Below are 26350 nucleotides of genomic sequence, written 5' to 3'. Positions count from 1 at the left end.
GTGGGGGTGGGGGGCCGCCGCGGGGGGGGGGGGCCCCGGGCGGGGGGGGGCGGGGGGCCCCCGCCCCGCGACGCTGTCACGGGCGTTGCTCAGCAGTCGGTACCCCACCAGCACTCGCACGAGCTGTTGCAGGTGCGCCACTTGAACCGGGTGTAGGTGAACCGGCAGCACATCGGGGTGTGGGTGCAGGGCGGCTGACAGACGGCGGAGGCGGTGGTCTTGGGCAGCATCAGTGCCAAGAACCGGTCCGCCAGTGCGCCGACGCGACGGGTCATGTGTCCCTCCAATCATGATCTAGACTGATGGTGGACGATAGGTGGACCTCCTACACGGCGACCTACAGCATCGATACAAGCCGCTACGCGTACCGCGTTGCGAGCCCTCGTACCTGCTCCCGGGGCGCTGGCCGTGGTGGTCCCGATCAGAGCCGAGGTGCCTTGAGTCTGCGATTCCAGCTGCTCGGTCCACTCCGGATCATCTCCGCCGGTCGGGCTGTCCCGGTGGGCCCGCAGAAGCAGCGGGCGATGCTGGCCACCCTGTTGCTGTCGGCCAACGAGCGGGTGTCGCTGGACCGCCTCGTCGGCGAGCTGTGGGACCAGCCGCCGCACTCGGCCGTGGCGAACCTGCGCACCTACGCCAGCGGGCTGCGCCGGTTGCTCGGCGAGCTGGACGGGGAACCGGCCGGCGCCGATCGGCTGGCCGCCAACGCGGCCGGATACCAGCTGCGGGTCGACCCGGACGAGCTGGACCTGCACCGTTTCCAGGCCGCTATCGAGCAGGGCCGCACGGCCCTCGCCCGGGGCGACCACGCCGCGGCCACGGCGCGGTTCCGGGAGGCACTGGACCTGTGGCGGGGCCGACCGGCCGAAGACGTCCGTCCCGGGCCGGAACTCGGCGCCCGGATCACCCTGCTCGAGGAGCAGCACCTGTCGCTGGTCGAGGACCTGATCCAGGCCCGCCTCGCGCTCGGCGAGCACGCCTCGGTGATCGGCAGGCTGCGGCTGCTGATCACCGCCCACCCGTACCGGGAGCGGCTGCGTCACCAGCTCATGCTGGCGCTGTACCGCTCGGGCGACGCGCCGGCGGCCCTCACCGCGTACGCGGAGACCCGCGCGGTCTTCGCCGACCAGCTCGGCCTCGAACCCGGCACCGAGCTGACCCGGCTGCACCAGGCCATCCTGCGCCGGGCCCCGGAACTGTCCACCCCCGACACCGCCGCCGAGCCGGTCGACCCGCAACCGGCCCCCACGGCGGGTAACCCGCCCGGCCCGGCCGAACCGCCGCGTCAGCTGCCACCGGACCCGGCCGCGTTCGTCGGCCGGGTCGACGAACTGCACGCCATCGAGCGGACCTGCACGGCCGCCGACGGGTCGCGGACCGGGCCGGCGGTGGTCGTGCTGCACGGCCCGGGCGGGATGGGCAAGACCACCCTGGCGGTACGCGCCGCGCACCGGCTCGCGGGCCGCTATCCGGACGGGCAGCTGTACCTGGAACTACAGGGTGGCGCCCCCGGCATGCCCGGCGTCGAACCGCTGTCAGCGCTCGGTCGGATGCTGCGCGCGCTGGGCGTGCCGGCCCGGGACGTCCCGCTCGAGCTGGCCGAGGCGGCCGCGCGGTTCCGGTCGGAGACCGCCACCCGGAGGCTGCTCATCGTGCTGGACGGCGCGGCCGGCGCGCAGCAGATCCGGCCGCTGCTCCCGGCCGGCCCGGACTGCGCGGTCCTCGTCACCAGCCGCCGGCCGGCGAGCACCCTCGACGCGGTCCGGCTCCGGCTGGACCGGCTCAGCGACGCCGAGGCGCGCCAGCTCCTCGACACCCTCTGCGGCGACGGCCGGGGGGCGGCCGACCCCGCCGCGGCGGACCGCCTGGCGATGCTCTGCGACGGCCACCCGCTGGCGCTGCGCATCGCCGGGGCCCGGCTGGCGGCCCGCCCCGACTGGCCCGTCGCGGTGCTCGCGGACCGGTTGGACAACGAGCGGGGACGCCTCGACGAGCTGCGCGCGGACGACCTCGCCATCCGGTCCAGCTTCTGGAACACCTACCGGCAACTGCTCGACAGCGCCGATCCGGACGACCGCACGGCGGCGGCCGCCTTCCGGTCGTTGTCGCTGCTGCGGGTGCCGGAGATACCGGCGCCGCTCGCCGCGGTCACCATCGGCGTCCCGGAGCGGCGTGCGCTGACGCTGCTGGACCGGCTCACCGAGACGCACCTGCTGGAGGCGGTCGGGCCGACCCGGTTCCGCTTCCACGACCTGCTCCGGCTCTACGGCGCGGAGCTGGCCGAGGAGACCGATCCGGCCGCGGAGCGCGACCGGCTGGTGCTCCGCGGGCTGACCGCGTACCTGACCACCGTGCTGCGCGCCGGTCAGCTGTTGCGTCCGCAGCGGGCGGCCGAACTGGCCACCGGGCCCACCGTCGTCGAGCTGGCCACGCTCGACGACGCCGTACGCTGGGTCGACGCCGAGCTGGCCGGGATCATCGCCGCCGCACGCCAGGCCTGCGACGCGGCCCCGCAGCTGAGCCGGCTCTGCGTGGCGGCGATCCCGTCGGTGGCCGGTTGGCTGCAGAAGCGCAACCGGTGGGCGGAGGCCGACGCCCTGGTCGCCGTCTGCGAGCGGGCGGCGACGGTCACCGACGACGGTGCCACCCGGGCGAAGGTGCTGGCGCTACGGGCGACGCTGCACTGGCGCGCCGGGTCCCTGGAGGCGGCGTGCGGCGCGCTGGAGTCGGCGCTGGAGCTGTGGCGCCGGCTCGGGGATCGCGAAGGCGAGGGGCGGGCGCTACAGAACCTCGGCTGGTTCCACCACCGTACGGGCTCCCCGCGCCGGGCGGCGGACCTGGTCCGGGCGGCGGTCGAGCTGCTCGCCACCGGGAACCCGGTGTGGCTGGCGATGGCGCTGCACAACCTCGCCGAGATCGAGTTCGAGCTGGGCAACTTCCCGGCGGCCGGCGCGCACCTCACCCGCTGCCTGGCGATGCGGCGCGAGCACGACGACGCCGTCGGCGAGGCGATGACGCTGGTCGCGCTGGGCCGGACGCACAGCCAGCTCGGGCGGCACCTGGACGCGCTGACGGCGCTCACCGCCGGCTTGCGGCTGTGCCGGCGCACCGGCAACCGGGAGGACGAGTGGGAGGCGCTGCTCAGCCGCTCGGAGGTGCACCTCCGGATCGGCGACGTGGCGCTGGCCCACCGGGACGGCGAGGAGGCGCTGACCCTGGCCCGCGCGGTCGGCGACCGGTACGGCGAGGCGGCCGCGCTGCGGCAGCTCGGCCGGGTGCGGGAACGCCGCGGCGAGCGCGCGGCGGCCGACGGGTACGCCCGGCAGGCCGACCGGATCTTCGCCGACCTGCCCGGCCGGCGCGACGGCGTGCTGGAAACGTTCCTCGCCCGCGCGGATCAGTCGGCCGGCGTGCCCGCCTCGGCCGGCAGGTAGTCCGCGTCGGCCGCGACCCGGTCCGGCTCCGTCGCGACATAGCCGGCCGCCTGCATCCGGAACAGGGACGCGTAGGTGCCGCCGGCCGCCAGCAGGTCCTCGTGCCGGCCGGCCTCCACGATCCGTCCGCCGGAGAGCGCCACGATCAGGTCGGCGTCGCGCAGCGTACCCAGCCGGTGCGAGATCAGGACGCTGGTGCGGTCGGCCCGGTACCGGCGCAGCCGCAGCTGGATGTCCCGCTCGGCCTCGGCGTCCAGGCCGGCGCTCGGCTCGTCGAGGATGAGCAGGTCCCGCGCCGCGGGCAGCACCGACCGGGCGATCGCCATCCGCTGCCACTGCCCGCCGGAGAGCAGCACCCCGGCGTCGGCCGGGTCGCCGTCCAGTTCGAACACCCGGGACAGCATCGTCCGGTACCCCCGGGGCAGGTCCTCGATGGTCTCGTGGATGCCGGCCCGCCGGGCGGCGTCGGCGATCCGGGCGGCGTCCTCGGCCCGTACGTGGTCCGGGCCGGCCGGGTCGACGTCGCCGAGCCAGATGTTCTCCGCGGCCGTCAGGTCGTAGGTCATGTAGTCCTGGAACACCGCGCCGATCCGGGCCCGCAGGTCGGGCACGGACAGCTCGCGCAGGTCGACGCCGTCCCACCGGATCGCGCCCCGGGTCGGGTCGTAGAACCGGCACAGCAGCTTGACCAGGGTGCTCTTGCCGGCGCCGTTGTGGCCGACCAGGGCCACCGCCTGACCGGCCGGGATGAACAGGTCGACGCCGCGCAGCACCCACGGGTGGTCCGGACCGTAGCGGAACCAGACGTCGCGGAACTCGATGCCGCGCTTCAGCGGCGGCACCGGCAGTGGCCGGGCCGGCTCCGGTAGATCCGGTGGGCAGGTGACGATCTGCTCGTAGTGGGTGAGGAGCAGCATCGCCTGGTGGATGCCGGCGAGGTGGTCGATCAGGGTGGCCAGGCTGCTCTGCACCCCGGCGACGGCGGCGATGAAGACGGCCACGTCGCCCACGGTGAGCCCGCCGGACCGGGCGGTGGCGACCGCCCACACCAGGCCGCCCCCGGACAGCGCCGCGCTCAGCGCCGCGAGCAGGGCCTGGACGCGTACCTCCCGGCGCTCGTGGACCCGACGGGCGGCGTTCGCCGTGCTCAGCTCGGCGAGCATCCGGCGGCGGAACAGCCCGCCCAGCCGCAGCAGGCGTACCTCCTTGGCGGCGGACAGGCTGGTCAGCAGGCTGGCGTAGAACATCTCCCGCCGCTCGCCCGGTCCGATCTGCCACAGCATGTTCGCCCGTCGCCGGCTCAGCCGCAGCTCGGCGACCAGCACCGGTACGCCGCCGGCCGCCACCAGCACGGCCATCACCGGGTTGATCACCACGAGGGTGCTGAGGAAACCGGTCAGCAGCACCCCGTTCTGCACCAGGCCGAGCAGGCCGTCGACGCAGCGGCTCGGCCCGTCCCGCCCGGCCTGCTCGGCCAGCCGGAGCGTGTTCTGGAACGCCGGATCCTCCAGCCGGCGCAGCCCGGCGAGGCGGTCGGTCGCCGCGTACAACTGGTCGAGCGCGACGACGGCGGCCGAGCGCCCGAGATCCGCCCGCAGGTAGTTCGTCAGGTGCGGCACGAGGGCGAGGCCGACGGAGACCACCGCCAGCGCGGTGGCCACCCCGAGGATCGCGCCGCCGGAGGCGTTCGCCACCCGGTCGAGGACGAGTTTGGTCAGCCAGGCCGCGAGCACCGGGAGCGCGCCGGCGATCGGCGCGAGCACGACGTACACCGCGAGGTTGGCCCGCCCGGCCCGCCAGACCACCGCGACGGCCCGTGCGGTCCGGGCAATGCCGATCATGGCGAGAGGGTACGGACGGCACCTCCAGGAGCAGCTACAGCGCCGGTACAGGCGGACCCCAGCCGGGCGCTGGCGTCAGGCCGGCGTGGCCGGCTGGCACAGCGGCTCACCGGTGGCCGGGTCCTGGCACAGGTAGCGGCTCCCGCCATGCATCCAGCCCCACAACGGGTCGGTGAACAGGGGTTGCCCGCAGTGCCGGCACACGGCGGTGCGGCCCCGCTCCGGCGGGGTGGGTGAGGTCTGCGCAGGACCGTCCGATGCCGCGGGTGTCGCTCCCGCGTCCGCCACGGCGGTGTCGCCGGCGCGGCGTGGTGCCGCCGGCGTCGGTGCGGGCATCGGCGTTGTGGGCTCAGCCATGAGTGCTTTCCGGTGTACGGCCAAAACGGAGCGAGCGGAACCCGGAACGTCTGGAGCGCCGCCCACCCGGGAGACCGTGCGGCACGATCTCCCTGACGGTATGGCGTAGCGGCGCGCGGTCCCGTTACACCGACCGCCGCTGACCGCGACGATCCGCCGGCTCGCCGGCGGGCGCCGGTCGCCTAGACCACGCCGGACAGGTACTCCCGCCGGCGCTGCGGTTCGAACTTCTCGATGGCGTACCGCAGCATCACCCGTGGCATGCGGCGGTACCGTCGGGCCAGGAACTCCTCCGCCGCCGCCCGGTCCCGGTTGCCCACCTCGCGCAGCATCCAGCCCACCGCCTTGTGGACCAGGTCGTGCGGGTCGCGCAGCAGCCGTTCGCTGAGCCGGAAGGTCCAGTCGAAGTCGCCGGCCCGGATGAAGGCGAAGGTCGCCATGATGGCGATCCGCCGCTCCCACACCAGGCTCGACCCGGCCAACGTGTCCAGGACGCCGCGGTCCTTGTCGATCAGCCAGGGGCCGACGATGTACGGCGCGGAGGAGTCCACCAGGTCCCAGTTGTCGATGTGGCGGGTGTTGGCCAGGACCGTGTGGAAGATCCGGGCCCGCTCGTCCTCGTCTGCCTTGGCGAACTTGCGCACCAGGACGAACAGCGCCGTCAGCCGCTCCTCGTGCACGCCGCTGGTCAGCAGCTTCGCCGTCTCGGCCAGGGAGAGGTCACGCCAGTACCGGGCGGCCACGCCGCGCTGCTCGGGCACGGAGACGCCGATGGCCCGGTCGCCCTCGCCGTACCCGCCGGGGACCATCTGCAGGAACCGGCTCACCCGCGCCGCCCGGTGCGGGTCGGCGAGGCGGGCGAGGTCGCGCCGGACGTCCGCGCTCGTGGCCATGACCGTGCAATCTACCGCCGATCCCGGACGGTGCCGGGGGCGGCCGGCCTCAGTCGCGGCCGCGCTGGTGCCGGTACCGGCGGATCAGGGCGGCGGTGGACGAGTCGGTGCCGTCGAGGTCCGCGCTCTCGGCGGTGAGCTGCGGTGCGAGCTGGTTGGCCAGCACCTTTCCCAACTCGACGCCCCACTGGTCGAACGGGTTGATGTCCCAGATCGCGCCCTCGGTGAACACGATGTGCTCGTAGAGGGCCACCAGTTGCCCGAAGGTGGCCGGGGTCAGCCGCGGGGCGATGATCGAGGTGGTGGGGTGGTTGCCGGCCATCACCCGGTGCGGCACCAGCTCCGCCGGGGTGCCCTCCGCCGCGACCTGTTCGGCGGTGCGGCCGAAGGCCAGCGCGGCGGTCTGGGCGAAGAAGTTCGACATGAACAGGTCGTGCATCTCGCCGATGTCGTGGTTCGGCTCGCTGAAGGCGATGAAGTCCGCGGGCACCAGCCGGGTGCCCTGGTGGATCAGCTGGTAGAAGGCGTGCTGCCCGTTGGTGCCGGGCTCGCCCCAGAAGATCTCCCCGGTGTCGTACGTCACCGGGGCGCCGTCCACCGTCACCGACTTGCCGTTGCTCTCCATGGTGAGCTGTTGCAGGTACGCCGGGAGCCGGTGCAGGTACTGCGAGTACGGCAGCACGGCGTGGGTCTGGGCGCCGAGGAAGTTCGTGTACCAGACGTTGAGCAGGCCCAGCAGCACCGGCGCGTTACGGGCCAGCGGCGCGGTGCGGAAGTGCTCGTCCACGGCGTGGTAGCCGCCCAGCATCTCGCGGAACCGGTCCGGTCCGATGGACAGCATCACCGACAGGCCCACCGCCGACGGCAGCGAGTACCGGCCACCCACCCAGTCCCAGAAGCCGAACATGTTCTCCGGGTCGATGCCGAAGTCGCGTACCCGCTGCTCGCTCGTGCTGACCGCGACGAAGTGCCGGGCCACCGCCGACTCGTCGGCGTCGAGCCCGGCCAGCAGCCAGCGCCGCGCCTGGTGGGCGTTGGCCAGCGTCTCCTGGGTGGAGAACGTCTTGGAGACCACCACGAACAGGGTCGTCGCCGGGTCCAGGTCGGCGGTGGTGTCGTGGACGTCGGTGGGGTCGATGTTCGACACGAACCGGCAGGTCAGGCCCCCGTCGCGGTACGCCTTCAACGCCTCGTACGCCATCACCGGCCCCAGGTCGGAACCGCCGATGCCGATGTTGACCACGGTGCGGATCCGCTCGCCGGTGTGCCCGCGCCACCGTCCGGAGCGGACGTTCTCCGCGAACGCCGACATCCGGTCCAGCACCTCGTGCACGCCGGCGACCACGTCCTGACCGTCCACTGTCAACGCGGCCGTCCGGGGCAGTCGGAGCGCGGTGTGCAGCACGGCCCGGTCCTCGGTGGCGTTGAGGTGCGCCCCGGCGAACATCGCGGCGATCCGGTCGGCCAGCCCGACCCGTTCGGCCAGCGCGGTCAGCAGCTCCAGGGTGGTGTCGGTCACCAGGTTCTTGCTGTAGTCCACGTAGCAGTCGGCCAGCTCCAGGGCCAACCGCTCGCCCCGGCCCGGGTCGGCGGCGAACAGGTCGCGCAGACGGATCCCGCGGATCTCGTCGGCGTGCCTGCTCAGGGCCTGCCACTCGGCGGTGCTGGTGACGTCCGCGGCCATCGGATCGGTCGCCTCCCTCTGCGCAGGATCGGCCGTCCGGCGGCCTTCGGCTGCCGACGGACGGTCCCCCCAGCCTGCCATCGCGAAGATCGGCGTGCGAGCCGGACGCGGCCATTCCCGGATGCTGATCCCGCCCCGACCGGCGGCCGGCGGTGGGAACGGCGTGGTGACCGGCGAGCGCTACCCGACGCTCCCGGGGTCGATGTCGAGCAGGGCGAGGAAGGCGTTCGCCGCCGGCGTACGGTCGAACCGGCTCCAGATCACGTACTCGACGCGGGCCGGCGCGTCGGTGACCTCGATGGTGGTCACGCCGGTGAGCTGCGGTGCGTAGGCGGCGGGCAGCATGGCCACCGCGAGTCCCTGTTCGACCAGCCGGGACATGAGGTAGGCGGTGGTCACCTCGAAGGCGACATCGCGGGTGAGGCCGGCGGCCGTGAAGGCCTGGTCGGACTGGATCCGCCCGGCGGTCCGGGCCGGCAGGTCGACGAACACCTCGGTGGAGAGCCGACGCAGGCTGACGGCTGACTCGGCGGCGAGGGGGTGGTCCGGGGCGACCACCGCGACGAGCCGGTCGCGGGCGAGTTCGCGGGCGGGTACGCCGTCGGGCCGCGCGGTGGTGGGCAGCCCGAGGAAGGCCACCTCGATCGCGCCCTGTTTCACCTGCTCGACGAGATCCTCGCTGGCGCCCACCCGGAGGCTGATGCGTACCGACGGGTAGCGCTGGCGGAAGTCCCGCAGGACGCGCGGCAGGTCGACCGCGGCGACGGTGGGGATCAGGCCGACCGTGAGCCGTCCGCGCACCTCGCCGACGGCCGCGGCGACCTCGGCGGCAGCCCGATCCGCGGCGTCCAGGCACTGGCGGGCGGCGGGCAGGAACGCGGCGCCGGCCGGGGTGAGCCGGACCCGCCGGCTGGTGCGGTCGAAGAGCTTCGCGCCCAGCTCCCGTTCCAGGCGCGCGATCTGGTGGCTGAGCGCGGACTGCACCACCAGGCACCGCTCGGCGGCCCGGGTGAAGCTGTTCGTCTCCGCGACCGCGATCACGTAGCGCATCTGCTGGAGTTCCACGGATCAATCTTGTTTCACGATCGATCATGTGACAAGCATGTGTTGGACTCATGATCTATCGCGGGTGAAGCTTCGAGTCAGACCGGTTCGGCAACCGCCGAGCAGCCTCGACCGGCCGTTCGCCGGGTCGGGGCGGGCGACGGCCGCGAGCCGCCGCCGGCAACCCCAGCTCACCCGAGAGGACCGCACCATGAACGTCAACGCACCCGAGCGGGCGGCGGAGACCGTCGTCGACGCCTGGGTCGACCCGCGCTGCCCCTGGGCGTGGATCGCCTCCCGCTGGCTCCTCGAGGTCGAACAGGTCTGACCCGTCCGGACGCGATTGCACGTGATGAGCCTCTCGGTGCTCAACCAGGGCCGGGAGGTGCCGGAGAAGTACCGCACGGCGATGGTCGAGGGCTGGGCGTCGGTGCGTGTCTGCGTCGCCGCCGAGCTGCGGCACGGCCCCGACGCCCTGCGGGCGCTCTACGTCGCGATGGCCACCAGGATCCACCACCACCGGGCCGGCCTGGGCCGGGACATGATCCTCGCCGCGCTCGCCGACGCCGGGCTGCCGGCGGACCTCGCCGACGCCGCGGACACCACCGACCACGACGAGGCGCTGCTGACGAGTCACCACGCCGGCATGGACCCGGTCGGCTCCGAGGTCGGCACTCCCGTCATCCACCTCGCCGGGCCCGCTGGCGAACGCGTCGCGTTCTTCGGCCCGGTGATGTCCCCGGCACCGCGCGGCGAGGCCGCCGGCCGGCTCTGGGACGGCATCCTCGCCCTGGCCGGCACCGACGGCTTCTTCGAGCTCAAGCGGACCCGCGACCGCGATGCCCGCGTCGACTAGCAGCAGGCCGACCGCCAGCGCGGCGGGGCGCCCGACGCCGGCGCCCCGGGTCCCGGGAAGGACGGGCGGTGCGGCATGAGGGGCGGGCAACCACTGCGCACCGCGGGCGTCACGGCGCTGGCACCGGCGGTCTGGGGAAGCACCTACCTGGTGGCCACCGAGTGGTTGCCACCCGACCGGCCACTGCTGGCCACCACCGTTCGGGCGCTTCCCGGGGGCCTGATCCTGCTGGCCCTCACCCGCGTGCTGCCGACCGGGCGGTGGTGGTGGCGGTCACTGGTGCTCGGCACGCTCAACATCGGCGCGTTCAACGTCCTGCTGTTCGTCGCGGCCTACCGCCTGCCCGGTGGCATCGCCGCGACGCTGATGGCCGTACAACCGATGATCGTGTTGCTGCTGGCGGCGCTGCTGCTCGGTGACCGGATCCGGGTCGCGCACGTGGTGGCCTGTCTGCTCGGCGCGGCCGGGGTAGCGATGCTGGTGTTGCGGGGCACGGCGGCCCTGGACGCGGCCGGCGTGGTCGCGGCGCTCGGCGCGGCGACCTGCATGGCCGCCGGCATCACGCTGACCAAACGCTGGGGGCGTCCGAGCCGGATCGGGCTGCTGCCCTTCACCGGATGGCAGTTGGTCGCCGGCGGACTGGTGGCCCTGCCGGTCACGCTGGTCCTCGAAGGGCTGCCGGCCACCCTCACCGGGCCGAACGTCATCGGCTTCGGCTACCTGATCTCCCTCGGCGCGGTCCTCAGCTACGCGCTGTGGTTCCGCGGGATCGAGCGACTGCCGGCACTCGCCGTCTCCTTCCTCGCCCTCGGCAGCCCGATCGTCGCCACCCTCCTCGGCTACCTGTTCCTGCGCCAGACGCTCTCCCTCGTCCAGCTGGTCGGCGTCATCGCCATCACCGTCGCCGTGCTGCTCGCCCAGCCACGGCCGCCCCAGCCACGGTGGCATCCCGCCGCTCCTCCCGGACCGACGTCTGCGGTGGGAGCGGGCGTCGTGCCAGGACCCAGTGCTGACTGAGGTCACCCGGGCCTGGCGAGCCCGCCCGGGATGTCCTTGAGCCGAGCGGCGCCGGCGACGAGAATCCTCCAATGGATCTCGTCGCCTCGCTGCCGGCCTTCGTCGTCGCCGTCGTGCTGATCTCCGCCTCGCCAGGTCCCGCGATGGCGCTGATCATGCGGCGGGCCGCGCTGCGCGGCTTCGCCGGCGCGGTGCCCACCGTGCTGGGGCTGGAGGCCGGCCTCTATCTCTGGGCGCTGTTCGCCGCCGCCGGTCTGGCCGCCCTGGTTGCCGCTTCCCAGGCGGCCTTCGTGGTCCTCCGCGTGGTGGGCGCCGGCTTCCTGATCTACCTGGGCGTCAGGTCGTGGCGGGCCGCCTGGCGGAGCCGGAAGCCCGGGGCGCTCCAGGCGGTGGCCGAGGAGGCGCCGGCCGACCCGAGGCGGGGCTGGTGGAAGGCGTTCGGCGAGGGCGCGGTGGTGATGCTCGCCAACCCCAAGGCCGCCGTGTTCATGATCGCGTTCTACCCGCAGTTCGTGCCGGCCGACCGGCCGTTGTTCGCGACCACCGCCCTGCTCGCCCTGCTCCAGGTGGCTGTCGAGATCGTCCTGTACCTGGCGCTGGCAGCCGTGGTCGGGCGGGCCGGCGCGTGGTTCCGTCGACCGGCGATCCGTCGCCGGTTCGAAATGGTCAGCGGCACCGTGCTGATCGCCCTGGGGCTGCGGGTGGCCGCGGCCAGCCGCTGACCGCGCGGATCGCTCCGCCACCCCCGACGCCGGCGGGCCGGCGTCGGGTCAGCCGGCGGCGAGCAGGCTGTCCCGCGCCGCGCGGGCGCGTTTCTCGTCGTACGGCCGGCCCAGCTCACGGGCGAGTTCGATGGTCCGGTCGAGCAGCGCCAGCGCCTCGTCCCGCCGACCCGCCGCGCGGCACGTCTCGGCGTAGGTGTGCCGGACGTCGATCTCCAGCTGGACCTCGGCCAGCGGTTCCAGCAGCTCGAAGGCCCGCCGGTGGTGTTCGAGCGCCTCCTCGGGCGAGCCCGTCACCCGCAGCGCGACACCGAGGTAGTTGTGGCACCACGCCTGGTTGTGCTGGAGGTGGTGCTGCTCGGACAGCCGTAACGCGTCCCGCAGCGCGCGCAGCGAACCGGCCGGATCGTCCGGCGCCAGGGCGAGCCCGAGGGTGACCAGCCCGGTGATCCGCGCCGGCCCGTCCACCAGGGCGACGGATGCCCGGGCGAGTTCGACGGCTTCGCCGGGGCGGCCGAGGTGCAGGGTCACCCACCCGTCGAAGGCCAGCGCCTGGGCCTGCCCGGCAGGGCGGCCGATCTTCTCGAACAGGACGCCGGCCCGCCGGAAGTGCGCCTGGGCGGCTTCGAGGTCACCCAGATCCCGGCGTACGAACCCGGTGCGCAGCGCCAGCGCCGCGGCGGTGTCGTCGTCCGGCGCTGAGCGCTCCGCCAGTTCGTAGGCGGACAGCGCCTCGCTGAGGCGGCCGGCGGCCGCGCGGGCGAAGCCGAGCTCGGCGAGCAGCGCGGCCCGCTGCTGGTCACGGCCGAGCCGCGCCGCGGCGGCCGCGGCCGATTCGAGCAGGCGCAGCTGGTCGTCGGTGCCGCGGTGGCGGAAGAACCAGACCTGCATGGCCTGCGGCAGCTCGGCCACCACCTCGTCCATGCCGAGCCGTACGGCGGCGTCGAAGCTGGCCACCAGATTGGCGTACTCGAGGTCGAACCAGGCCATCGCCGTCGCCGGGTCGCCCGGCGCGGGTCGCCCGCGGTGCGGCGAGGGCAGCGTCCGGTCGCGGGCGACCGCCTGTGCCAGATAGTGCCGCAGCACCCGGCGCAGCGCGGCCTCGGCCCGGGGCTCCTCGTCGGCGGCGAGGTCCGCCGCGTACTGCCGGATCAGGTCGTGCATCCGGTACCGCCCGGGGGAGGGCTCCTGGACCAGGTGGGCGTCGACCAGTTCCTCCAGCGCCGCGCCGACCCGGTCGGGCGGCAGGTCGGTGAGCGCGGCCGCCGCGGCCGCGTCGAAGTCGGCGCCCGGCAGGACGCCGAGCAGCCGGAACACCCGGCGCTGGCCGGCGTCGAGCTGCCGCAGCGACATGCCGAACACGGAGTCGAAGCGGTTCGCGGTGTCGCGCAGCCGCTCGGCCAGCACCCCCACCGTCCAGCCCGGGCGGTGGCGAAGCCGGGCACCGGCCATCCGGAGCGCCAGCGGGAGCCCGCCGCACTGGCGCAGCACCTGGCTGACGGCTTCCCCGTCGGTGCGCGGGAGCCCGGCCGCCCGGCCGAACAGGTGCGCCGCGTCGTCGTCGGTCAGCGGCTCCAGCGAGACCGGTGGCACCCCGTCCAGGCTGACCAGCCGGTGGCGGCTGGTCACCAGGACCGCCGACCTGCCGGCGCCGGGCAGCAGCGGGCGTACCTGCTCCGCGTCGACCGCGTTGTCGAGCACGATGAGCACCCGCCGGCGGGACAGCTCCGACCGCCAGAGCGCCGCGCGTTCGGTGACGCCGGCCGGTGGGTGCGTGACGTCCAACGCGGCCAGCAGCCGGCCCAGCGCGGTCCGCGGCTCCAGCGGCTCCTGGCCGGGGGTGAAGCCGTGCAGGTCGAGGTAGAGCCCGCCGTCCGGATACGTCGCGGCGAGCCGGTGGGCCACGTGCACGGCCAGACTGGTCTTGCCCACGCCCGCCATGCCGTCGATCGCGACCGCGGCGGTGTTCCGCAGCAGCTGTTCGACCAGCGCGGCCTCCGCTTCCCGGCCGGTGAAGTCGAACAGGTCGGCGGGCAGGTCGTTGCGGCGCGGTGCGGGTGCGGCGCCCGCCCGGGACGCCTCCGCCCACACCGCGCGCAGTGGCCGGGGATCGCGGCCCACCGCCCGGCACAGCGCCACCACGGCCTCCCACGGCGGCACCAGCTGACCGGTGAGGTACCGCGACAGCGACGAGCTGCTCAGCCCGGCCTGGCGGGCGAGGGCGCGCAGGCTCAGCCCGCTCAGCTCCTTGATCCCGGCGAGCTGAGCCACCAGTCGCTCCTGGGGGCTGGACACCTGCAACACCGTACCGTCCCGGCCCACGGCGCCGGATCGGCGACGCGTTTGCGCTGCTCAGCGGGCCTCTGAGTGTCCCACGGTGTCCCACGGGCGGCGCGGGACCCGGCCCGCCGCTGATCAGATGACTCCCGTCAGCGACACCGAGGACGAAGGAGAAAGCGATGTCGACCGAGCGCATGCCGAACCCGGCGGTGCTGATCCCCGAGGCGATGGAGGCCCTGATGGCTGTGAACCGGGCGGTCGCGGGCGCGGGGATGGACGGCAGGGTGCTGGCGCTGAGCCACCTGCGAGCCAGCCAGATCAACGGCTGCGCCCCGTGCGTGGCCGGGGGAGTGCACCAGGCCCGCCAGCACGGCGCGAGCGCGGAGCAGGTGCACGCCGTCGCCGCCTGGCGGGAGACGCCCTGGTTCAGCGACGAGGAGCGTGCCGCGCTGGCCCTGACCGAGGCGGTGACCCGGCTCGCCGACCACCCGGACCCGGTGCCGGACCAGGTGTGGGACATCGCCGCCACGTACTTCGACCAGAAGGAGTTGGCCGCGCTGCTGCTCACCATCGCCATGACCAACGCCTTCAACCGGCTCAACGCGCCGACCCGGCAGCAGGCCGGCGCGTGGTGACCTGAGCCGCGCCGAAGAGATCCGTCAGCCCGGTACGAACCGGGGCTCCACCCCCCGAACCACTCGTCAGAAAGAGGAAGTTGTGATGTCGACCAAGACCAAGACCACCACCGTGACCGGCGCCAAGTACGACGGGTTCACCGACGACGAGCGCAGCGCCATGAAGGAGCGCGCCAAGGAGCTGAAGAGCGCCGCGCGGCGGGGCGCCAAGGCCGACACCGAGGGCGACGTGCTCGCGAAGATCGCCGAGATGTCGGCGTCCGACCGCGCGATCGCCGAGCGCCTGCACGCGGTGATCAAGGCCAGCGCGCCGGGCCTGACGGCCAAGCTGTGGTACGGCATGCCCGCGTACGCCCGCGACGGCAAGGTGGTCTGCTTCTTCCAGAGCGCGGCGAAGTTCAAGACCCGGTACGCGGTGCTCGGCTTCAGCGACGAGGCGAACCTCGACGACGGCGTGATGTGGCCGACCTACTTCGCGCTGACCGAGCTGACCGCCGACAGCGAGGCCAGGATCGCCGCGCTGGTGAAGCAGGCGGTGAGCTGAGCGCCTCCTCCTCGGCGGAATGCCGGACGCCATCCGACATTCCGCCGAGGGGCCCCGGGCACCGCGCCAGCTCACCGTCTCCCGAGCGCCGCGCGGCCGGGCTCGCAGCGCCCGAGCGCCGCGCGGCCGGGCTCGCAGCGCCCGAGCGCCGCGCGGCCGGGCTCGCTGCGGGCGGGCTCACAGCCAGGGTGGTGGGCCCTCGAAGGTGAGGGCGTGCACGTCGAACAGGACCGCCGCCTCCACGCCCAGCGCCGGCCCGCCCTGCCGGGCCGCCCAGGTGAGCATCGGCGCGGGTTCGGGGCCGGCCACGCCCAGACCCTTGGTGTACTCGGCGTGCGCGGCGAGCGAGGCGATACCGCGCCGCAGCGGCTCGCCGGTGACGTCGACGCCGTGCGTGGGGCGCTCCGCGCCGGCGAAGCAGACGTAGCGCACGCCACCCCACGGTGGCAGCCCTTCGTCCACCAGTTCCGGGAAGATCCACCGGTTGCCGGCGTCGCGGGCGGCGTCGAGCGTGGCCAGCCCCACCGCCCGGTGGTCGGCCTGGTTGGTCATGCCGCCCACCATGCGGACGGTGAAGGCGCCCGAGACGATGACCTCGGGCCGGTGCCGCCGGATCGCCCGCACGATGTCGCGGCGCAGCTCCGGACCGTACTCGACGACCCCGTCACGGTGGTCGAGGAACTCCACGACGTCCACGCCGACCTCCCGGGCCGCGGCGCGCTGCTCCTCCTCCCGCAACGGCCCGGCCTGGTCCGGGTGCATGGCGTCGATGCCCGCCTCGCCCCGGGTGGCCAGCAGGTAGGTGACCTGCTTGCCCTGCGCGGTCCAGCGGGCGATCGCCGAGGCCGCGCCGTACTCGATGTCGTCGGGATGCGCGGCCACCGCGAGGCAGCGCTCCCAATCCTCCGGCAGTGCCGGTAGCAGCTCGTCCACGGTCCACACGGTAGCCGCCGCGCCGCCCGGCCGGCACCGTCCGTGTCGGCGCCGGTGGCCTCCGGCGAGCAGCGATAATGAGCGGGTGGACCCCGGCCGACTCCACCCGCAGGCGCGGGCCGCGATGCAGGTCCAGCAGCGTGTCCCGCTCACCCGGGCGACCCTGCCGGCGGCCCGGCTCAGCATGGTCCGGGCGACCCCGGACGAGGTGGGGGAGGCACCGGAGATCCGGTCGGTGCGCACCGTCGACGCCGGCGGCGTGCCGGCCCGCCTCTACCGCGCCGGCGACGACGACGCGCTGCCGGTGGTCCTGTACGCCCACGGCGGTGGCTGGGTGATGGGCAACGTGGACACCCACGACGGGTTGTGCCGGCACCTGGCGGCCAGGTCCGGTTGGGCCGTGCTCTCCGTGGACTACCGGCTCGCCCCCGAGCACCCCTACCCGGCCGCGGTGGACGACATGGCGCGCGCACTGACCTGGCTGCGCGGGCCCGGGGCGGCTGGGCACGGCCTCGATCCGGGCCGGATCGCGGTGGCCGGTGACTCCGTTGGCGGGCACCTCGCGGCGGTGACCGCCCGGCGCGCCCGGGACGCCGGGATCCGCCTCGCGGGACAGCTCCTCATCTGCCCGGTCATCGACCCCGCGGCCGACTACCCGGCCCTGGACGAGTACGGCCTGGACCGCGAGGAGATGCGGTTCTTCTGGGACGCGTACGCCCCGCCGGGCGTGGACCGGACCCAGCCGGACCTGGACCCGCTGCGGGCCGACCTCGCCGGGCTGCCCCCGGCCCTGGTCATCACCGCCGAACTCGACCTGTTGTCCGCCGAGGGGGAACGGTACGCCGCCGGGCTGCTGGCGGCCGGCGTTCCCGTCACCGCGACCCGGTACCAGGGGCTCAACCACAACTTCCCACGGAAACTGGCCATCTTCGACGCCGCCCACATCGCCCTGGCCCAGCTGGCCGCCGCGCTGCGCCGGTGGTGAACGGTCACCGCCCCGTCGGCGCCGAGGCGGGTCCCGCCGCGTCACTCCAGGTGGGCCGCCAGCCGGCCGACCTGTTCGGACAGCCGGTGCAGCTGGTTGCTCAGCTCGTCCCGGCGCCGTTGCAGATGTGCCCGTAGCTCGTCGCACATCTCGAACTCCGGCTGCGGGCCACGGGCGCAGGGAAGGAAGCGGCGGATCGCGTCCGAGTTGAGTCCCGAGTCCAGCAGCGCGGTGATCTGTCGCACGACCAGCGGCGCGTCCTCGGCGTACTCCCGATAGCCGTTGGCGCTGCGCCGCGTGACCAGCAGCCCCTGCTCCTCGTAGTAGCGAAGCGCTCGCCTACTGACCCCGGTCATGGCGGACAGTTGCCCGATGCGCATCCAACCTCTCCTCTTGACCTTGACACCGACGTGAGCCTTTACGGTCTCGCTGTGCCTATCTCAACCTCACCCACGACATCTGATCTTCCCGTCCGGCGGGTGTTCATCGTCCACGGCTACGGGGCGACGCCCGAGAACCACTGGTTCCCCTGGCTACGCGACCTGCTCACCGCACACGGCGTCGAGGTCACGGTGGTCCGGCTTCCGGAGCCCGACGCGCCCTCCGCGACCGAGTGGCACCGGGCGGTCAGCGCCGCCGTGGACCGGGTCGACGAGGGGACCTGGATCGTGGCGCACAGCCTGGGCGCGATCACCGTGCTGCGGCGCCTCGCCGCGCTGCCCACCCCGTGGTCGCTGGGTGGCGCGGTCTTCGTCGCGGGCTTCACCGGCACGCTCGACGTGCTCCCCGTCCTGGACACCTTCCTCGCCGAGGAGGTGGACCTCGCCGCGATCGCGCCGAACATCCGGCAACGCCACGTGATCCATTCCGACGACGACGCGATCGTTCCGCCGAGCGCCTCCGTGGCCCTGGCCGACCGGCTACGGGCCCGTACCCACCTCGTCCGGGGCGGCGGCCACTTCCTGGAGAGCGAGGGCGTGACCACCCTGCCGCTGGTGGCCGAGATCCTCCAACTGGCTCCCGCGAGCACGGCTGCGGCGCGCTGAGACCCGGCGGACGCGGGCGCCTCCTGCCGGGTGCGAGCAGGCCGCGGGGACGTTCGCCGCGACCTGCTCGCACCCGGTCCGTGATCAGGTGTCATTCACCCGGCGGAGCGGCACGCCAGTGCCATTCCTCCAGCCGGGGCCGCCCCGGCAGCTCGATGCGGCCGGTGGACCACCGCAGTGCCGCCCACGGGTCGACGCCGGCCAACTCCCGCGCCGCCGCCGGAAACAGCCGGTCGAGCACCCGGGAGCACACGTCACGGGGCGGATCGACCGCGAGGCCGAGCCCTTGCGCGATGTCGTCACCGTGCAGCAACGTCTCCACGCACCCCATCGCGGCGAAGCCCTCCGGATCGGCCTGACCGCTGGGGTGGTAGGCCCGGACCTCCGGCCCGGACATGCGTACGGTGGCGGCCAGCATCCGGCCACCCACCTCGGCGAACTCCAGTACCTCCGCCGGGGAGGCGTCCTGGTCGGCGGTCGCCATGAAGCGCACGAACCGCTTCTCCGGTCGGGCCACCAGCTGACCGGCGAACGAGATCAGGCAGTCGCCGAGGTGTTCGGCGGTGTGCCAGCAGTCCCACTCCAGACCGCCGGCCCGCGCGGACCACTCCAGTCCGGTAGCTGGTCGCAGGGTGGCAACAACGCTCGACAACGCCGCGTCGAGATCATCGGCGGTGACCGCCATGGGCTTCCTCCAGGTCGTGCCAGGCCGATGCCGCACTGGCCTCGGTCGGTGCCAGGCAGCCTGCCTCAAGGGTGTGACGACAGCGGCACCGTGGAGGCGGACGGTGGCGGGACCGCTCACGCGCCCAGCACGGTGAGCCACTCGGCGGTCCGGGGGCGGTAGCCGTGCCGGTCCATCAGCCCCCGGACGATCGCCGGCACGTGACCGGCGCCGTAGACGACCGCGACGTCGATCCGCTCCGACGACCGCGTACGGACCAGCTCGGCGAGCGCGGCGAGCAGCCGCTCGTCCCGGTCGCCGCCGAACGTGCGCTCGACATGGTCGGCGAAGTCGCTGTCCGAGTACCGCTCGTCCCACGCGCTGGGCAGGTCGTTCAGCTCGACCTCGGGGGAGAGCAGCCGCCGCGTGCCACCGAGGAACTGGGCGACGGCCACGATCGGTAGCAGGCACCACATCTGTAGCCGGTAGCGCAGCGGCATGGCCCGCCAGCCCTGGGCGAACTCGGCCGTCGTCAGGTCCGGGTTGATCATCTCGACGCCGAGCGACCGGTACGCGATGGTGTCTACGACCAGGCCGGAGCGCTTGTTGGCCGGCATGACCCGGTAGGTGAGCGTGATGGCCCAGCCCAGTACCGAGCGTCCCCGGACGCCTTCCACGACGAGCAGGTCACACCGGCGGAGCCGCTGCGTCACCGCCGCGTAGAACTCCGGGCTGGCGACGTGGAGCATGGGGAACACCACGAACTCCAGCTGGCTGCCGGGGCGCCGAAGGCGAAGCACCGCGGAGCGGGTCCCGATGATGCTGTGCTCGATGATCTGCATGCCCGCCACCTAGCGTCCGCCGGCACCGCGCTCCACGGTAGGCCCGGGGAGCAAGCGGACCAGCGGTGCCGCACCTCCGGGTCACGCATCGGGTGCGGACCGCCCGAGATCACCTGGCGCTCGGCGCGGGCCGACCGTCGGCGCTGCCGATTGTGGCCACCTGGAGGTCGGCGGCGTCTTACGCTCGGGTCGTCGGCAAGAGCGTGGACCGCGAATCGGGGGTGCGGCATGGCTCAGCAGGAGGATCGTTCGGACAGCCAGCCGCGGCTGCACCAGCAGGGCCGGGAGATCCAGGCCTTCGGTACCGTCCGTCAGCTACCGGTCGCGCTCGCGTACAACGCGCGGATGTACTCGTGCGAACGGCTCAACCGGGTCCTCGCCGACTCGCGGATCCTCCACGCGCTCTACAAGAAGCACCACTGGCTGATGCGTGGCCCGACCTTCTACCAGCTCCACCTGCTGCTCGACAAGCACGCGGACGAGCAGCTCCAACTCATCGACACGATCGCGGAGCGCATCCAGACGCTCGGTGGGATAGCGGTCGGGGACCCGCGTCACGTTGCCGAGATCACGAGGGTGCCCCGCCCGCCGGACGGCGCCGAGGAGGTGCCGGCCATGCTGTCGCGCCTGCTGGAGGCCCACGAGCTGATCCTCACCGACGCGCACGACGCGGCGGCGCGGGTGGCCGAGGCCGGCGACGACGGCAGCAACGACCTGCTGGTGTCGAACGTGATCCGCACCAACGAGCTGCAGACCTGGTTCATCGCGGAGCACCTCGTCGACACCCCGGTGGTGCAGGTGGCGGAAGCGGCGCGAGCCAGCCGCGCCTCCTGAGCGAGGGACCTCGGACGGCGCAGGATCACGGGAGCTGCCGGCGGCGGTCGTCGACCGCGGCCCGCCGGGGCGCGGGGAGGGTCGGGTACCGGGCGGGGCTGACACCGAGATGGCGCTTGAAGTGCCGGGTCAGGTGCGACTGGTCGTAGAACCCGGCCGCGGCGGCGACCTCGGCGGGGCGCTGGCCGGTGAGCAGCAGCCGGCGCGCGAGTTCGATCCGGCGACCCGTCAGGTACGAGTGCGGCGGCAGCCCGTACGTCCGGGTGAAGGCCCGGACCAGGTGGGTGGGGTGCGCGTGCAGCAGCTCGGCGGCCTCGCGCAGGGTGACGCCCTCGGTGGTGCGCGCGTCCAGCAGCTCGCGTAGCCGGACCGCGATGCCGTCGGCGGACGGCTGGCCCCGGGCTGGGGCGGGCCGGCGTAGGTGCAGGTTGAGCCGTTCCAGGATGAACGCCAGCCGGCTGTCCGCCTCGAACCCGTCGCCCGGCCGGGCCAGCGCCTGGTGGAGCTGGTGGATCCGGCGGCGCAGTGGCTGGTCGGGCAGATTCGGCTGGTCGACGGCGGCGCCGGTGACCTCCGCGCCGAGGACCGACGTGTCGAGGTACAGGACCCGCTTGCGGAAGCCGTGCCGCGTCGCGGAGCGGCCGTCGTGCGGTACGTGCGGTGGCAGGAGGGTGACCGACGGTCGCAGCGCGCCGTGCTGGTGCCGGTCGAGGTCGAAGCGGATGGCGCCGTCGTCGACGATCAGGAGCGTCCAGACGTCGTGCGTGTGCGACGGGTACGCGTGGTCGACGAAGTGCGCGTGGAACACCTCGGTGATCCCGAGCACCGGCGGTCGCCAGGCGCTGACGTGCGGGCTGTCCGGCCGGATGGCCATGCCAAGAACGTACAAGACGGGTTCGTCCCGGGCGGGCAGCCTCGACGGCATGAGTGAACCGATCCGCTTCGACACCAAGATCGCCGTTCTGATCCGCGACGACCTGGCGGCCTGGCAACGACTGAACGTCACCGCCTTCCTGGTCAGCGGTGTCGCCGGCGCCGAGCCGGACCTGCTGGGCGAGGAGTACCTCGACGCGGACGGCACCCGGTACCTGCCCATGTTCCGCCAGCCGGTGCTGGTCTTCGCGGGTGACCGGGCCACGTTGACCAGCGCGCACGGGCGCGCGCTCGCGCGGGGCCTGCGCATCTCGATCTTCACCCAGGAGCTGTTCGGCACCGGGAACGACCGGGACAACCGCGCGGCCGTACGGGCGGTGTCCGGCGAGAAGCTCGACCTGGTGGGGTTGGCGCTGCACGGCCCGCGCACCGTCGTCGACAAGGTGGTCAAGGGGGCCAGCCTGCACCGGTGACCGGCACTCCCGGCGAGGGCCTGGTGAGGTCGCCGGCGGCACCGGTGCTCCGGCTGTTGCGCGGATACTCGGGTGCGGGTGGCGCCGGCTCGCCCTTAGGCTGCCGACCGGCGGGCCGGCGGTGCCCGTCGCCAGCGGTGGGCAGGACGGGAGATGAGCAGCGGGATGACGGGTCAACTCTTCGCGATCAGCTTCGACGCGGGGGACCCCCTGCGTCTCGCGCGGTTCTGGTCCGGCCTGCTCGGTTGGCAGACCGGCGATGATCCGCACGACGGCGTCACGCTGCTGCCCAGCGACGACACCGGTTTCCGCCTCCGCTTTCTGCCGTCCGGGCAGCGCAAGGTCGGCCAGAACCGGATGCACTTCGACCTGACGAGCACCTCCCTGGAGGACCAGCGGCAGACGGTGGCCAGAGCGCTGGAACTCGGCGGCCGGCACATCGACATCGGCCAGCGCCCGGACGAGGACCACGTGGTGCTCGCCGACCCGGAGGGCAACGAGTTCTGCGTCATCGAACCGGGCAACCGGTTCCTCGCCGACTGCGGGTTCATCGGGGCGCTGGCCTGCGACGGTTCGCAGGAGGTCGGGTACTTCTGGAGCGGGGCGCTGGGGTGGCCGCTGGTCTGGGACCAGGACCAGGAGACCGCGATCCGGTCACCGCACGGCGGCCCGAAGATCACCTGGGGCGGCCCACCGCTGATGCCGAAGTCGGGCAAGAACCGCGTGCACTTCGACCTCGTCCCGTCCGCCGACGGCGACCAGCAGGCGGAGGTCGACCGGTTGCTCTCCCTCGGGGCGACGCGGATCGACATCGGCCAGGGCGAGAGCGCCTGGGCGGTGCTGGCGGACCCCGACGGCAACGAGTTCTGTGTGTTGACGCCCCGCTAGCCCGGCCCGGGCGCCGGAGGTCGGCTGACCGGTGGCGGCGCGGATCCGAGCGCGGTCCTGCGTGCCGCACCGCTGGGCGCGACCGGCGCCAGGCTGGTGGCTCAGGAACCCCAAGGCGTGGGTAGCGTGCGGGTCATGAGTGAGGACACCTTCCGCTCGGTGAAGATTGAGCGCACCAGCGTGGGCAACTATGTCGTGCGGAACGCCCGCGGCGGATCGATCTCGATGGGCACGGGCGAGGACGGCAGCTTCACGCCGGTGGAACTGCTGCTGGCGGCGATCGGCGGCTGCACCGCGATCGACGTGGACCACATCACCAGCCGGCGCGCCGAGCCGACCGGGTTCTCCGTCGAGGTCAGCGGCGACAAGGTCCGGGACGAGGCCGGCGGAAACCGGATGCGGAACCTCACCGTCGAGTTCACCGTGAGGTTCCCGGCGGGTCCGGACGGTGACCGGGCGCGCGAGGCGCTGCCCCGGTCGCTCCAGCAGTCGCACGACCGCCTCTGCACCGTGTCCCGTACCGTCGAACTCGGCACGCCGGTCTCCATCGTCGAGGCTGCCGGCCCCGCCGAGGGCTGAGGTCTCGGGCGGCCGGGTCACGAGTGGCGAGGCGCCGGGTCGGCGCCGGTGCCGCCCGATACCGGGCGGCGCGGTGCCGGGCGGCGCGGTGCCGGAGACTGGCGCGCACCCGCGGTCGCTCGCCGCGGCCTGCCCGGGGATTTGTCACGCGACCGTCACACCGCCGCGCGGCGACCGTCATGGCGTCGGGCATTGCTGGTGACAGGAACACCGGCGGGCGGCGCGACGGGGCAGGTGATCATCATGGCCGACCGGGGCAGGGTTCGTCGGGCGGCGATCGCCGCGGCGCTGGTGGTGGCCGCCGCGTCCGCCGGGGGCTGCACCCGGGAGCCGGCGGCGCAGCCGCCGCCCCGGGCCGCCCTGACTCCGCCGAGCACCCTCGCTCGGGCCGAGGTCGGCGAGCGGCTGACCGTGACCGCCGCCGTGGAACTGGTCGTCGACGACGTCGCCTTCGTGGTGCGGGACGTCGACCTGGCCGACGACGCGCTGCTCGTGCTGACCTCGGGGACCGTGGAGGCGGCGCCACCGCAACTGGTCACCGTCGAGGGCACCGTCGTCCGGTTCGCGTACGGCGACCTGGCCGGCCGTCCCGGGCTCGGCGGCCCGGACGACTACCGCGCCTTCGAGGGGCGGAAGGTGTTGGCGGCCGATCAGGTGACCGTGTGGCGGTGACCGGCCGGGCAACGCGTCCCGGTCATCCTCGGTCGCCGCGGGCCCGGCGGCGGCCGGACCGGCACCGGGCGCCCAGGCCCGCCGCGGGTGCCGTTCACCGCTGCGGTGCGCGCAGTCGGTTGTTGACGTCGTGCACTCCCGGAGTGCTCCAGGTGCAGGCGTGGGCCCGGCGGCCCACCTCGTCGGAACTGACCACGCCCTCCAGGATGACCACGCGGTTCTGCACCTCGATGCAGATCCGTTCGTGACTGAGCAGCGGGTCCTGCCGCATCCGCTCCAGCAGCCGGCAGGCCAGCCGGGTGTCGTCGGAGGCGGACCCGCTGGGGAACAGCGGCGAAAGATCGTGGGGGTAGAACCAGGGGAAGATCATCGCGACTCCTCGTGTTGCGCCGGCCTCCCGCGCCTGGGCTGCGGCGATCGGGCCACCGGTCCGGTCGGGGGAGGCCCCGGCTCAGCGCGGGATCGGGGGTGCCCGGGTAGCGGCTGATCCTCCTGCCCTACCCGGAAGACGCGCCGGACAACACGACGAAACGATGACGATTCTCGACTGCCGGCAGGACCGAAGTCGATCAGGTCGTCGCGCCCGGCGGGCGGTCGGGCAGGTACAGCACCCAACCGGGCGCGCTCAGTCCCCGCACCGGAACGCGCTGCCAGGTGCGCACCCAGGCGGGCGGGGCGCCGTCCCTGACCAGGAAGGCGAAGGACGTGGTGGCGGCCGTGCGCCGCAGCTCCGCGGTGGTGGCGTTGCGGTTGTTCCCGCGGTCTTCCAGGGCACGGCAGCCGGCGTAGTAGGCGACCGGAATGGCCTCGTGGCCGGAGACGACACAGGGCGGACGCACGCCGTGCGACCACAGGGCCTGGGCGACGCGGGCCCAGTCCTCGCGTGCCCGGAGCTGCTCGGAGACCACGTGCCGCAGGATCACGACCTGGATGGCGAGGTGCCCGGCCAGCCCCGCGACGAGTGCGGCGGCGAGGAGTTTCCGGCGGTGCGCCGGTGTCGCGCGGACCAACCCGACCAGCCCGTACGCGGCGGGTGCCAGGACGAGCGCGTAGGTGGGGAGCAGGAAGCGGGGCGCCGAGTAACTGATCAGGAACAGGTAGGGGAAGGCCATCGACGCGCCGACCGCCAGCGGCAGCCACGCTGTCGGGGCCACGCCGGCGCGGCGTGCCGCCCGCAGGCCGAGTACCGCCAGCACCGCGACGGCCACCCACCACAGCGCCGCCGGCCACCGCAGCGGGCTGTCGCAGGGCCGGCACAGGATCGGCCCGTCGAGGGTGCTCATCACCTCCCACAGCGAGAACCGCAGGCCGGTGCCACCCTGCACCTCGCTGGCCTGGCGGAGGCGTTCGCCGAGCCCGCCGTAGCGCAGTTCGGCCTCGACCAGCCACGGCACGCCGCCGGCGGCGAGGCCCGCGACGGTCGCCGCGACCAGCGGCCAGCGCCGGAACCGCCGCACGAGGAGGCTGGCCGCCAGCAGCGGAAGCCCGAGCCAGAAGGCGTCCGCCGGCCGCATGAGGGCCGCGACGGCCAGGGCCGCCACCAGGCCGAGGTACGCGCCGGGCCGGTGCCGCTCCCCGGCCGCGAGCAGGTAACAGCCGACCGCCGCGACCGCCGCCATCGCCGTGTAGTGGTTGGGCATCGCCGCGTTGGCGTAGAAGGTCGCCACCCAGAGGGTCGCGTACGAGGCGGCCGCGACCGGCGCGACGGCCCAGTGCGTCACCAGGCGGGCCCACACACCGAACGCCAGACCGAGCGAGACCGCCGCGGTCGCGGTCAGGAACAGCCGGAGCGCGACCGTGGACTCGAGCCACGAGGCAACCGGCCAGACGAGCACGCTCACCCCGCGCGCCCGGGGAGCGCTCATGAACGCCGCCGGGCTGTGCGGATCGTGCTGGCTGACGTAGACCACCTCGTCCCATCCGAGGCCCAGGGTGACCGGCACGGCGACGACCGAGGCGACCCCGAGGACCAGGCACGAGGCGATCAGCGCCGGGGTGCCGGCACGGGGTGTCACGGGGTACCGCCCCTCCCGGCGCCCGCGCCGACCCGACCTCGGCGGGCCAGCGCCGGCCGGCTGCCGGTGGCGGCCGGCCGGCCCGGTGGACGTCGGTGCGCAGCACGATCCGGCGCGCGGGCGAGACGGAGCACGGGTCCTCCTCATGTCCGTCCGGGAGGATTACCGCTGCTGCTTCCCTCGACCGGCGTGCCCAAACCGGCACCGATGGCCGGGCCGGCGGCACGCTCGCCAGCAGG

At 73.9% G+C, this 26350-nt stretch carries 25 protein-coding genes and 1 pseudogene; 13 read left to right on the top strand and 13 right to left on the bottom strand.

Going from position 1 to position 26350, the window contains the following annotated elements:
• Positions 1 to 89 precede the first annotated feature (89 nt).
• Positions 90 to 275: a hypothetical protein gene (locus SM577_RS24770; RefSeq protein WP_302920105.1), complete on the bottom strand. Its 186-nt coding sequence runs from the start codon at positions 273 to 275 to the stop codon at positions 90 to 92.
• A 162-nt stretch (positions 276 to 437) separates the two neighbouring features.
• Between SM577_RS24770 and SM577_RS24765 the strand changes: the two genes are divergently transcribed.
• Positions 438 to 3434, top strand: a complete 2997-nt coding sequence (locus SM577_RS24765; RefSeq protein WP_474588086.1) for an AfsR/SARP family transcriptional regulator — start codon at positions 438 to 440, stop codon at positions 3432 to 3434.
• Here the strand turns inward: SM577_RS24765 and SM577_RS24760 are convergent.
• The 4 genes from SM577_RS24760 to SM577_RS24745 form a co-directional block, all read right to left on the bottom strand.
• Positions 3398 to 5275: an ABC transporter ATP-binding protein gene (locus SM577_RS24760; RefSeq protein WP_302920103.1), complete on the bottom strand. Its 1878-nt coding sequence runs from the start codon at positions 5273 to 5275 to the stop codon at positions 3398 to 3400. The two genes, SM577_RS24765 and SM577_RS24760, sit on opposite strands and share 37 nt — an antisense overlap.
• A gap of 539 nt (positions 5276 to 5814) precedes the next feature.
• Entirely contained in the window at positions 5815 to 6525 is a 711-nt protein-coding gene (locus SM577_RS24755; protein ID WP_302920102.1) for a DNA alkylation repair protein, read from the bottom strand.
• A 49-nt stretch (positions 6526 to 6574) separates the two neighbouring features.
• Positions 6575 to 8209, bottom strand: coding sequence for a glucose-6-phosphate isomerase (pgi, locus tag SM577_RS24750; protein WP_302920101.1), 1635 nt, complete (start codon positions 8207 to 8209; stop codon positions 6575 to 6577).
• Positions 8210 to 8389: 180 nt separating this feature from the next.
• Positions 8390 to 9274: a LysR family transcriptional regulator gene (locus tag SM577_RS24745; protein ID WP_474581334.1), complete on the bottom strand. Its 885-nt coding sequence runs from the start codon at positions 9272 to 9274 to the stop codon at positions 8390 to 8392.
• 190 nt (positions 9275 to 9464) lie between these two features.
• On the opposite strand from SM577_RS24745, the pseudogene SM577_RS24740 reads away from it, so the two are divergent.
• From SM577_RS24740 to SM577_RS24730, 3 genes and pseudogenes are all read left to right on the top strand, one after another.
• A pseudogene (locus tag SM577_RS24740) lies at positions 9465 to 10109 on the top strand (mycothiol-dependent nitroreductase Rv2466c family protein).
• Positions 10110 to 10184: 75 nt separating this feature from the next.
• Positions 10185 to 11126 carry an EamA family transporter gene (locus tag SM577_RS24735; protein WP_474588085.1) on the top strand — a complete coding sequence of 314 codons (942 nt, stop codon included), beginning with the start codon at positions 10185 to 10187 and terminating at the stop codon, positions 11124 to 11126.
• Positions 11127 to 11197: 71 nt separating this feature from the next.
• Positions 11198 to 11848, top strand: coding sequence for a LysE family translocator (locus tag SM577_RS24730; RefSeq protein WP_474581335.1), 651 nt, complete (start codon positions 11198 to 11200; stop codon positions 11846 to 11848).
• A gap of 48 nt (positions 11849 to 11896) precedes the next feature.
• Here the strand turns inward: SM577_RS24730 and SM577_RS24725 are convergent, their stop codons facing one another.
• Positions 11897 to 14143, bottom strand: coding sequence for an ATP-binding protein (locus SM577_RS24725; RefSeq protein WP_474588084.1), 2247 nt, complete (start codon positions 14141 to 14143; stop codon positions 11897 to 11899).
• Positions 14144 to 14307: 164 nt separating this feature from the next.
• Here SM577_RS24725 and SM577_RS24720 point away from each other — a divergent pair, with 164 nt between their 5' ends.
• Together SM577_RS24720 and SM577_RS24715 are read left to right on the top strand one after the other, a co-directional pair.
• Entirely contained in the window at positions 14308 to 14763 is a 456-nt protein-coding gene (locus SM577_RS24720; protein WP_302920095.1) for a carboxymuconolactone decarboxylase family protein, read from the top strand.
• Positions 14764 to 14848: 85 nt separating this feature from the next.
• Complete coding sequence (locus tag SM577_RS24715; RefSeq protein WP_302920094.1) at positions 14849 to 15307, top strand: iron chaperone; 459 nt, start codon at positions 14849 to 14851, stop codon at positions 15305 to 15307.
• Positions 15308 to 15484: 177 nt separating this feature from the next.
• Here SM577_RS24715 and SM577_RS24710 read toward each other — a convergent pair whose 3' ends face one another.
• Positions 15485 to 16240 (bottom strand): PIG-L deacetylase family protein, encoded by a 756-nt coding sequence (locus tag SM577_RS24710; RefSeq protein ID WP_302920093.1) that lies wholly within the window; start codon positions 16238 to 16240, stop codon positions 15485 to 15487.
• An 85-nt stretch (positions 16241 to 16325) separates the two neighbouring features.
• Here SM577_RS24710 and SM577_RS24705 point away from each other — a divergent pair, with 85 nt between their 5' ends.
• Entirely contained in the window at positions 16326 to 17225 is a 900-nt protein-coding gene (locus SM577_RS24705) for an alpha/beta hydrolase (RefSeq protein ID WP_302920092.1), read from the top strand.
• A gap of 41 nt (positions 17226 to 17266) precedes the next feature.
• Here the strand turns inward: SM577_RS24705 and SM577_RS24700 are convergent, their stop codons facing one another.
• Complete coding sequence (locus tag SM577_RS24700; protein ID WP_474581338.1) at positions 17267 to 17605, bottom strand: MerR family transcriptional regulator; 339 nt, start codon at positions 17603 to 17605, stop codon at positions 17267 to 17269.
• A 99-nt stretch (positions 17606 to 17704) separates the two neighbouring features.
• Here SM577_RS24700 and SM577_RS24695 point away from each other — a divergent pair, with 99 nt between their 5' ends.
• Complete coding sequence (locus tag SM577_RS24695; protein ID WP_302920090.1) at positions 17705 to 18271, top strand: RBBP9/YdeN family alpha/beta hydrolase; 567 nt, start codon at positions 17705 to 17707, stop codon at positions 18269 to 18271.
• A gap of 91 nt (positions 18272 to 18362) precedes the next feature.
• On the opposite strand, the gene SM577_RS24690 is transcribed toward SM577_RS24695, so the two are convergent.
• Together SM577_RS24690 and SM577_RS24685 are read right to left on the bottom strand one after the other, a co-directional pair.
• Positions 18363 to 18956: a maleylpyruvate isomerase mycothiol-dependent enzyme family protein gene (locus tag SM577_RS24690; protein WP_302920089.1), complete on the bottom strand. Its 594-nt coding sequence runs from the start codon at positions 18954 to 18956 to the stop codon at positions 18363 to 18365.
• Between the two features lie 116 nt (positions 18957 to 19072).
• Complete coding sequence (locus tag SM577_RS24685) at positions 19073 to 19777, bottom strand: hypothetical protein (RefSeq protein ID WP_302920088.1); 705 nt, start codon at positions 19775 to 19777, stop codon at positions 19073 to 19075.
• Between the two features lie 228 nt (positions 19778 to 20005).
• On the opposite strand from SM577_RS24685, the gene SM577_RS24680 reads away from it, so the two are divergent.
• Positions 20006 to 20611 (top strand): Dps family protein, encoded by a 606-nt coding sequence (locus SM577_RS24680; protein WP_302920087.1) that lies wholly within the window; start codon positions 20006 to 20008, stop codon positions 20609 to 20611.
• Positions 20612 to 20636: 25 nt separating this feature from the next.
• Here SM577_RS24680 and SM577_RS24675 read toward each other — a convergent pair whose 3' ends face one another.
• A complete protein-coding gene (locus tag SM577_RS24675) occupies positions 20637 to 21485 on the bottom strand; it encodes a helix-turn-helix transcriptional regulator (RefSeq protein WP_474588083.1) in 849 nt (282 codons plus the stop codon).
• Between the two features lie 49 nt (positions 21486 to 21534).
• On the opposite strand from SM577_RS24675, the gene SM577_RS24670 reads away from it, so the two are divergent.
• The 4 genes from SM577_RS24670 to SM577_RS24655 all read left to right on the top strand — a co-directional run bounded on the left by SM577_RS24670 (position 21535) and on the right by SM577_RS24655 (position 24096).
• Positions 21535 to 21957, top strand: coding sequence for a DUF2000 domain-containing protein (locus SM577_RS24670; protein WP_302920085.1), 423 nt, complete (start codon positions 21535 to 21537; stop codon positions 21955 to 21957).
• Positions 21958 to 22122: 165 nt separating this feature from the next.
• Positions 22123 to 22845, top strand: a complete 723-nt coding sequence (locus tag SM577_RS24665) for a VOC family protein (protein ID WP_474588115.1) — start codon at positions 22123 to 22125, stop codon at positions 22843 to 22845.
• A 135-nt stretch (positions 22846 to 22980) separates the two neighbouring features.
• On the top strand, positions 22981 to 23424 hold the full coding sequence (locus tag SM577_RS24660; RefSeq protein ID WP_302920083.1) for an OsmC family protein: 444 nt from the start codon (positions 22981 to 22983) through the stop codon (positions 23422 to 23424).
• Positions 23425 to 23622: 198 nt separating this feature from the next.
• Positions 23623 to 24096, top strand: coding sequence for a hypothetical protein (locus tag SM577_RS24655; protein ID WP_302920082.1), 474 nt, complete (start codon positions 23623 to 23625; stop codon positions 24094 to 24096).
• Between the two features lie 94 nt (positions 24097 to 24190).
• Here SM577_RS24655 and SM577_RS24650 read toward each other — a convergent pair whose 3' ends face one another.
• Both SM577_RS24650 and SM577_RS24645 read right to left on the bottom strand, forming a co-directional pair.
• Entirely contained in the window at positions 24191 to 24466 is a 276-nt protein-coding gene (locus SM577_RS24650) for a BON domain-containing protein (protein WP_302920081.1), read from the bottom strand.
• Positions 24467 to 24665: 199 nt separating this feature from the next.
• A complete protein-coding gene (locus SM577_RS24645; RefSeq protein WP_474588082.1) occupies positions 24666 to 26111 on the bottom strand; it encodes a hypothetical protein in 1446 nt (481 codons plus the stop codon).
• Positions 26112 to 26350: the final 239 nt, after the last annotated feature.

The sequence above is a fragment of the Micromonospora desertarenae genome, assembly GCF_056150265.1.
Note: the sequence above shows the minus strand (reverse complement) of the source record. Positions and strands in the feature narration are given on the sequence as shown.

Bases quoted from the DNA above. Each gene is read 5' to 3' on its own strand.
- SM577_RS24770 (WP_302920105.1), bottom strand. From the start codon at position 275: ATGACCCGTCGCGTCGGCGCACTGGCGGACCGGTTCTTGGCACTGATG.
- SM577_RS24760 (WP_302920103.1), bottom strand. From the start codon at position 5,275: ATGATCGGCATTGCCCGGACCGCACGGGCCGTCGCGGTGGTCTGGCGG.
- SM577_RS24755 (WP_302920102.1), bottom strand. From the start codon at position 6,525: ATGGCCACGAGCGCGGACGTCCGGCGCGACCTCGCCCGCCTCGCCGAC.
- pgi (WP_302920101.1), bottom strand. From the start codon at position 8,209: ATGGCCGCGGACGTCACCAGCACCGCCGAGTGGCAGGCCCTGAGCAGG.
- SM577_RS24735 (WP_474588085.1), top strand. From the start codon at position 10,185: ATGAGGGGCGGGCAACCACTGCGCACCGCGGGCGTCACGGCGCTGGCA.
- SM577_RS24730 (WP_474581335.1), top strand. From the start codon at position 11,198: ATGGATCTCGTCGCCTCGCTGCCGGCCTTCGTCGTCGCCGTCGTGCTG.
- SM577_RS24720 (WP_302920095.1), top strand. From the start codon at position 14,308: ATGTCGACCGAGCGCATGCCGAACCCGGCGGTGCTGATCCCCGAGGCG.
- SM577_RS24715 (WP_302920094.1), top strand. From the start codon at position 14,849: ATGTCGACCAAGACCAAGACCACCACCGTGACCGGCGCCAAGTACGAC.
- SM577_RS24700 (WP_474581338.1), bottom strand. From the start codon at position 17,605: ATGCGCATCGGGCAACTGTCCGCCATGACCGGGGTCAGTAGGCGAGCG.
- SM577_RS24690 (WP_302920089.1), bottom strand. From the start codon at position 18,956: ATGGCGGTCACCGCCGATGATCTCGACGCGGCGTTGTCGAGCGTTGTT.
- SM577_RS24685 (WP_302920088.1), bottom strand. From the start codon at position 19,777: ATGCAGATCATCGAGCACAGCATCATCGGGACCCGCTCCGCGGTGCTT.
- SM577_RS24680 (WP_302920087.1), top strand. From the start codon at position 20,006: ATGGCTCAGCAGGAGGATCGTTCGGACAGCCAGCCGCGGCTGCACCAG.
- SM577_RS24675 (WP_474588083.1), bottom strand. From the start codon at position 21,485: ATGGCCATCCGGCCGGACAGCCCGCACGTCAGCGCCTGGCGACCGCCG.
- SM577_RS24670 (WP_302920085.1), top strand. From the start codon at position 21,535: ATGAGTGAACCGATCCGCTTCGACACCAAGATCGCCGTTCTGATCCGC.
- SM577_RS24665 (WP_474588115.1), top strand. From the start codon at position 22,123: ATGACGGGTCAACTCTTCGCGATCAGCTTCGACGCGGGGGACCCCCTG.
- SM577_RS24660 (WP_302920083.1), top strand. From the start codon at position 22,981: ATGAGTGAGGACACCTTCCGCTCGGTGAAGATTGAGCGCACCAGCGTG.
- SM577_RS24650 (WP_302920081.1), bottom strand. From the start codon at position 24,466: ATGATCTTCCCCTGGTTCTACCCCCACGATCTTTCGCCGCTGTTCCCC.